This window comes from Candidatus Deferrimicrobiaceae bacterium, from assembly GCA_035256765.1.
Taxonomy (GTDB): Bacteria; Desulfobacterota; Deferrimicrobia; order Deferrimicrobiales; family Deferrimicrobiaceae; genus CSP1-8.
The window spans coordinates 1-3,124 of the sequence record DATEXR010000191.1 but is presented as its reverse complement, the minus strand read 5'-3'; the positions used below and the strand labels follow the sequence as shown (position 1 = coordinate 3,124).

Here is a 3,124-nt window from a genome sequence, read left to right as displayed (position 1 = left end):
TTGGAGACCACCCGCCCGTCGTTCGGGTGCATCCTCGGCCCGAACGTATTGAAGATCCGGACGACCCGGATGTTGAGCTTGTGCTGGCGGTGGTAGTCGAAAAAGAGCGTTTCGGCGCACCGCTTCCCCTCGTCGTAGCAGGAGCGGGGGCCGATCGGGTTGACGTTCCCCCAATAGGATTCCTTCTGGGGATGCTCGGTCGGGTCCCCGTAGACTTCCGAGGTCGAGGCCTGGAGGATCCTGACCTTGAGTCTTTTTGCGAGGCCGAGCATGTTGATCGACCCGTGGACATTCGTCTTGGTGGTCTGGACGGGATCGAACTGGTAGTGGATGGGGGAGGCGGGGCACGCCAGGTTGTAGATCTCGTCCACCTCGACGTACAGGGGCCAGGTGATGTCGTGGCGCATGAACTCGAACATATGATTGTCGAGGAGGTGCAAAATGTTCGCCCGCCGGGAGGTGAAGAAATTGTCGATGCAGAGCACTTCGTCCCCGCGCGCGAGCAGTCTCTCGCACAGGTGCGAGCCGATGAACCCCGCGCCGCCGGTGATCAGGACCCGTTTCATGGCAGATGCCTCTCCTTCCGCGCGATCTCGTACCACTCGATCGTCCTGCGCAACCCTTCCTCGAAGGGGGTGCGGGCGATGAAACCGAACTCCTCCCTCGCCCGGGAGGTGTCGAGGCAGCGGCGCGGCTGGCCGTCCGGCTTGCTCAGGTCGCGCACGACCTTGCCCCGGTAGCCCGTCATCCTGCGGATCATCTCCACGAGGTCGTTGATCGCGATCTCCTGCCCCGACCCGATGTTGACCGGGGCGGGCTTGTCGTACTTCTCGGCGGCCAGGACGATCGCCTCGGCGGCATCGTCGACGTAGAGGAACTCCCGGGAGACGGGCGCGCCCTCGTACAGCCCGCTTCCCCAGATCCCGACTTCCTTGGCCTTCCCCTCCCTCGCTTCCACGAACTTGCGGATGAGCGCGGGGATGACGTGGGATTTCTCGGGCTCGAAGAAGTGGTCGCCCGGGCCGTAGAGGTTCACCGGGAGCAGGTAGATGACGCGGAAGCCGTACTCCTCCCGGTACGCCTGCCCCATTACGAGGAGCGCTTTCTTCGCGATCCCGTAGGGGGCGTTCGTCCTTTCGGGATACCCCTGCCAGAGGTCGTCCTCCCGGAAGGGGATGCGGGGCGGTCGGAACGGGTACGAGCAGACCGTGCCGATCTGGACGAACTTCTCGGCGCCGGCGCGGCGCGCCTCTTCCATGAGGAGGGCCCCCATCGCGATGTTGTCGTAGAAGAGCGCCCCGGGGTGCTTCCAATTCCACCCGATCCCGCCCGCGTTGGCGGCCAGGTGGATCACGATGTCCTGGCCCGTGACGACCTTCGCGCACGCGATCTGGAAGCGCAGGTCGTACTGGTCGGAGCGGGGGATGAAGATGTCTTTGAGGCGCGCGCCCCGCTCGACGAGATGGTGGATGACCGACCGCCCGAGGAAGCCTGCGCCCCCGGTCAACAGGATCTTCTTCCCCGCGAAGAAACTTTTAGGCCGGCCTTTTCCCTTTTTCACCGCCCGGGCGGGCATCGTCCCTCCTTCAATATTTCACCCCTGCGGGGAAACCCTTCTGCGCCAGGATCCTGCGTCCCTCCCCCGGGGGGGAGAGCCCGGCCTCCTTCATGTCGGCGTCCACCATGATGCGGACCAGATCCCGGAAGGAGACCTTCGGCTCCCAGCCGAGAAGCTTCCTCGCCTTGGAGGCGTCCGCGACCAGGTTCTCCACCTCCGTGGGGCGGAAATATTTCGGATCGATCTTGACGTGCTGCTTCCAGTCCAGGCCGGCGTAGGCGAACGCCTCCTCGAGGAATTCCTTCACCGAGTGCGACTCGCCGGTCCCGACCACGAAATCGTCGCCGCGGTCGTGCTGGAGGATTCGCCACATCGCATCCACGTACTCGAGGGCGAACCCCCAGTCCCTTCGGGCGTCGAGGTTCCCGAGGAACAGGTCCTTCTGCCTGCCCGCCTTGATGGCCGCGATCGCGCGGGTGATCTTTCTCGTGACGAACGTCTCGCCGCGACGGGGGGACTCGTGATTGAAGAGGATGCCGTTGCTGGCGAACGTGCCGTACGCCTCCCGGTAGTTCACCGCCATCCAGTAGGAGTAGACCTTCGCCGCCCCGTAGGGGGAGCGGGGGTAGAACGGGGTCTTCTCGTTCTGCGGCGGGGAGGAGGCGCCGAACATTTCGCTGGAGGAGGCCTGGTAGAACCGCGCTTTCCCGTTGGCCCGGCGGAGCGCCTCGAGGATCCGCGTGGTGCCCATGCCGGTGACGTCGCCGGTGTACTCGGGGATGTCGAAGGAGACCCGGACGTGGCTTTGCGCGCCGAGGTGGTAGATCTCGTCGGGCTGGAGATTGTAGATGAGGTTGGTCATCTGGCCCGAGTCGGCGAGGTCGCCGTAGTGGAGGAACATCCGGGCGCCGGTGACGTGGGGGTCGACGTAAACGTGGTCGATCCGGCCCGTGTTGAAGGTGGACGCGCGGCGGATGACGCCGTGGATCTCGTATCCTTTGGCGAGGAGGAACTCCGCGAGATAGGAGCCGTCCTGGCCGGTGATGCCGGTGATCAGCGCTTTGGGCATATGCCCTCCTAAAGCATAGGGACGTTCTTAAAACTTTTCATGAGCGGGCAGCGCCCGGAGCAGCCGAAAACTTTTCATCCCAAGAACGTCCCTGTTCTTGGGGCTGGTTGAATTCTAATCGGAATGGGGGACATAATTCAACGATGGACCCCGTAACCCTGCTCGCGGAATACGTACGGATCGACACGACGAACCCGCCCGGGGACTGCCGCGCGGCGGCGGAGCTTCTGTGCCGGGTGCTGGTCGAGAACGATCTCACGCCGGTCACGTTCGGGGCGACCCCGGAGAAGCCGAACGTCCTGTGCCACGTGGGCGGGACGGAGGAGCCCGGGCTCGTCCTCATCCATCACATGGACGTCGTGCCGGCGCGGGCGGAGGAGTGGAGCGTTCCGCCGTTCTCCGCGCAGATCCGGGACGGATACATGTACGGCCGCGGGACGCTGGACACCAAGGGGCTCGGGGTGGCGCACCTGTGCGCCGCGATCGGCGCCGCCCGG

4 protein-coding genes are annotated in these 3,124 nt (G+C 64.9%); 1 reads left to right on the top strand and 3 read right to left on the bottom strand.

The window, feature by feature from the left end; genetic code table 11:
* From VJ307_06445 to gmd, 3 genes are all read right to left on the bottom strand, one after another.
* Positions 1–566: GDP-mannose 4,6-dehydratase (locus VJ307_06445; GenBank protein ID HJX73780.1), on the bottom strand; the 566-nt coding region annotated here is incomplete at its 3' end.
* Positions 563–1,576 (bottom strand): GDP-L-fucose synthase, encoded by a 1,014-nt coding sequence (locus tag VJ307_06440; GenBank protein ID HJX73779.1) that lies wholly within the window; start codon positions 1,574–1,576, stop codon positions 563–565. The genes VJ307_06445 and VJ307_06440, both read right to left, overlap by 4 nt.
* A 10-nt stretch (positions 1,577–1,586) precedes the next feature.
* Positions 1,587–2,627 (bottom strand): GDP-mannose 4,6-dehydratase, encoded by a 1,041-nt coding sequence (gene gmd / locus VJ307_06435; protein HJX73778.1) that lies wholly within the window; start codon positions 2,625–2,627, stop codon positions 1,587–1,589.
* Between the two features lie 143 nt (positions 2,628–2,770).
* Between gmd and VJ307_06430 the strand changes: the two genes are divergently transcribed.
* Positions 2,771–3,124, top strand: a 354-nt coding sequence (locus VJ307_06430) for a M20/M25/M40 family metallo-hydrolase (GenBank protein HJX73777.1), incomplete at its 3' end; no start/stop codon positions are given.